Below are 4,340 nucleotides of genomic sequence, written 5' to 3'. Positions count from 1 at the left end.
GTCCTGCCCCGGACCCTGCACGCCGACGAGCCCTCGCCGCACGTCGACTGGTCGGCCGGCGCGGTCAAACTCCTCACCGAACCGGTGGAATGGGCGGAGCACGGACGGCCGCGACGGGCGGGCGTCTCCTCCTTCGGCGTCAGCGGCACCAACGCGCACGTGGTCATCGAGCAGCCGGAGCAACCGCAGCCGCCGACCGGCGAGCCGGCGGCCTCGCCGGCTGAGGGTACGGCGACCACCGCCACGGCGGTCGCGTGGCCGCTGTCCGCCAAGGACCCGGCGGCCCTGCGCCGGCAGGCCGGACGCCTCCTGACGCACCTGACCGAACACCCGGACCTCGGCCCCGCCGACATCGGCCTGTCCCTTGCGTCCTCCAGAGCAGCACTGGACCTCCGGTCCGCGGTCGTCGGCACCGGCCGCGAAGAGCTGATGGCCGCCCTGGGTGCCCTCGCCGAGGGCCGCCCGGCGCCCGGCGCGCTCGTGCGCGGCGAGACGTCGACCGGCACGCCCGCGGGCGGACCCCGGACCGCGTTCCTGTTCTCGGGGCAGGGGAGCCAGCGGCTCGGAGCCGGACGCGAACTGTACGCGGCCTTCCCGGCCTTCGCCGAGGCCTTCGACGCCGCCTGCTCCGCACTCGACGCACACCTCGAACAGCCGGTCAAGGACGTGGTGTTCGGCGAGGACCCCGAACTCCTGCACCGGACGGCTCAGGCGCAGCCGGCGCTCTTCGCCGTCGAAGTGGCCCTGTTCCGGCTCGTGGAGTCGTGGGGCGTCCGTCCGGACTTCCTGGCGGGCCATTCGGTGGGCGAGTTCGCGGCGGCCCACGTGGCGGGCGTGCTCTCGCTCGAAGACGCCGCGGCGCTGGTGGCCGCGCGCGGGCGCCTCATGGAGGCGCTTCCCGACGGTGGAGCGATGGTGGCGGTACAGGCCTCGGAGGCCGAGGTACGGGACCTGCTGGCCGGGTACGAGGACCGTGCCGGCATCGCGGCGGTCAACGGCCCCTCCGCCGTGGTGGTTTCGGGTGACCGGGACGCGGTGGCGGCGGTCGTGGACCGTCTCGCGGCCGACGGCCGCAAGTCCAAGGCGCTCTCCGTGTCCCACGCCTTCCACTCCCCGCTGATGGACCCGATGCTCGCCGAGTTCCGGGCCGTCGTGGACGGTGTTTCCTTCGGAGCGCCGCGCCTGCCGCTCGTCTCCACCCTCACCGGCGCTCCGGCCACGGCGGAAGAGCTCTCCTCGACCGACTACTGGGTGCGCCACGTCCGCGAGGCCGTCCGCTTCGCCGACGCGGTGACCTGCCTCGCCGGCCTGGGCGTCCGTACCTTCCTGGAGGTCGGTCCGGGCGGTGTCCTGACGGCCATGGCCCAGGATTCCCTCGACGAGCAAGCGGTCACGGTTCCGCTCCTGCGGGCCGACCGCGCCGAGGACCTGGCCGTCACCACCGCCCTCGCCCACCTCCACGTCCACGGCGTACCCGTCGATTGGACGGCCGTCTACGCCGGGCGAAGCACCCGCAGTGTCGAACTGCCCACCTACGCCTTCCAGTACGAGCACTTCTGGCTCGACGCGCCCACCGCCCCCGGCGATGTCGCCGCGGCCGGCCTGACCGCCGCCGGACACGCCCTGTTCGGCGCGGCGGCCCTGCTGCCGGACGGCGCCGGCTCGCTGCTGACCGGTCGGCTGTCGCTGGCCACGCACCCCTGGCTGGCGGACCACGCGGTCTCCGGTGTGACGCTGCTGCCCGGAACCGCCTTCCTGGAGATGGCCGTACGGGCCGGCGACGAGCTCGACTGCGGTCGCGTCGACGAACTCACCCTGGCGGCGCCCCTGGTGCTCCCGGACCACGGTGCGGTCCAGGTACGGGTGGTGGTCGGAGCCGCCGACGAGGCGGACCGGCGTACGGTGCGGATCTACTCGCGTGCCGATGCGATCGACGGGGCCGCCGCGGAGCTGCCCTGGACCCGTCACGCCACGGGCTTCCTCGTCCCCGACACCGGCGCGACGTACGCGCCCGACGTCCCGGGCACGCCGGGGACGGCCGGGGCATGGCCGCCGGCCGACACCACCGCCGTCGACATCCACGACTGCTACGGGCGGCTGGCCGACGCCGGCTTCGCGTACGGGCCCGTGTTCCAGGGCCTGCGCGCGGTGTGGCGGCGGGGGGAGGACGAGCTCTTCGCCGAGGTCGGGCTGCCCGACGACACCTCCGTCGACGGGTTCGCCGTGCATCCCGCCCTCCTCGACGCCGCGCTGCACGCCATGATCGTGGGCGACTTCCCCGCGGCCGGGCACGACGGACGGTTGCCGTTCGCCTGGAGCGGTGTGAGCGTGCACGGAACCGGCGCCGAGACGCTGCGGGTCCGTCTGACCCGTGCCGGCTCCGCGGCGGACTCGGTCTGCCTGGAGGTCACCGACGGTCTGGGCCGGCCCGTGGCATCGGTCGACTCACTGACGCTGCGGGCGGTGACACCCGGGCAACTCGCCGAAGCGAGTGGTGGGCAGGGGGCTTCGACGCTCCGGGATTCACTCTTCCGGGTGGACTGGGAGCGCTGCGATCCGGCCCCGGGTGCGGAGCCCGTGGACGTGGTGGTGCGCGCGAGCCTGCCGGCTCCGGACGGGGCGCAGGCCCCGACGCCGCAGGCGGTGGCCGTCGTGGTCCCGGGCGACACCGACGGCAGTGCGGACACATCGGCCGCCGCAACCGCGCAGCGGGTGCTGGCCCTGCTCCAGGAGTGGCTGGCGGAACCCCGCTTCGCCGCATCGCGCCTGGTCATCGTGACGCGAGGGGCGGTGAACACCGGCACCGAAGCCGCCGGCGTGGACGCGGCGCAGGCCTCGGTATGGGGACTGGTGCGCTCGGCGCAGTCGGAGAACCCCGGCCGGTTCGTGCTGGTGGACGTCACGGGCGACACCGACACCGACACGGACGCCCTCGCCACCGCCCCGCTCGTCGCCGCGGTGGCCTCGGGCGAGCCTCAGGTGGCGGTCCGGGACGGCGCGCTGCTCGCTCCGCGGCTGACCCGGGTCGACGCCACGTCCACCGAACCTCCCGCCGATGCCGATGCCGATGCCGATGCCGACGGCACGGGTCGCCGTCCCGCCTTCTCGGCCGGCGGAACGGTCCTGGTGACCGGAGCCTCCGGTGCGCTGGGGCGCCTCGTCGCACGCCACCTGGTCACCGAGTACGGGGTGCGGCACCTGCTGCTGGCGAGCCGGCGGGGCCCGGACGCCGAGGGCGCGGCGGAGTTCGCCGAGGAGCTGGCGACGCTGGGCGCCGAGGCACGGACCGTCCGCTGCGACGTGGCGGACCGCACGGCGCTGGCCGAGCTGCTGGCGTCGGTACCGGCCGACCGGCCGCTGACCGGAGTGGTCCACGCTGCGGGCGTCACCGATGACGGGATCGTCCCCGCGCTCACCCCCGAGCGCGTCGACCGCGTCTTCCGCCCCAAGGCCGATGCCGCCCTCAACCTGCACGAGCTGACCCGCGACGCCGACCTCACCGCCTTCGTCCTCTTCTCCTCCGCCGCGGGCACCCTCGGCAGCGCGGGACAGGCCAACTACGCCGCCGCGAACTCCTACCTCGACGCCCTGGCCGAAGCCCGTCAGGCCGCCGGGCTGCCCGCCGTGTCGATCGCCTGGGGCCTGTGGGCGGAGACCAGCGCGCTCACGGCCGACCTGGCCGCCGCGGACCGGCGCAGGATCAGCCGGTCGGGGCTGATCGCGCTGGAGGCACAGGAGGGCCTCGCGCTGTTCGACGCCGCCTGCCGCTCCGCCCTCGCCACGGTGGTCCCCGTCCGCCTGGACACCACCGCGCTCCGGGCACAGGCCCGCGCCGGCGCCCTGCCCCCGCTGTTCCGGCAGCTCGTACGGGGCTCCGTACGGCGTACGCTGCACGACGCGCGGCAGAACGCGACGGGTTCCTCACCGGCCGACCGCATCGCGGCCCTGCCGCCCGCCGAGCGGTACGACGTCGTCCTCGGCATCGTCCGGACCCAGGCGGCCGCGGTGCTCGGCCACGCATCCGTCCGGTCGGTCGCGGTGGACCGGCAGTTCAGGGACCTCGGTTTCGACTCGCTCACCGCCGTCGAACTCCGCAACTCCCTCAACACGGCCACCGGCCTGCGGCTGCCCGCGACCCTCGTCTTCGACCACCCCACGCCCGAGGCGCTCACCCGCCACCTGCTCACCGAACTCGTCGGCACGCGGCCCGGAGCCCCGGAACACGCTCCGGCACCGGTCGTTTCCGCTGATGAGCCGATCGCGATCGTGGGGATGAGCTGCCGTTATCCGGGTGGGGTGCGGTCTCCGGAGGATCTGTGGCGGCTGGTCGTGGAGGGGGG

General features: G+C 74.9%; 1 protein-coding gene. It reads left to right on the top strand.

Annotated elements, in window-relative coordinates; translation table 11 throughout:
* Positions 1-4,340 (top strand): type I polyketide synthase (locus tag ACZ5D2_RS40785; RefSeq protein WP_468936786.1); only part of this gene is annotated, 4,340 nt, incomplete at both ends.

The sequence above is a fragment of the Streptomyces sp. NPDC031479 genome, assembly GCF_055581065.1.
This window is presented reverse-complemented; position numbering and strand designations above follow the sequence as displayed.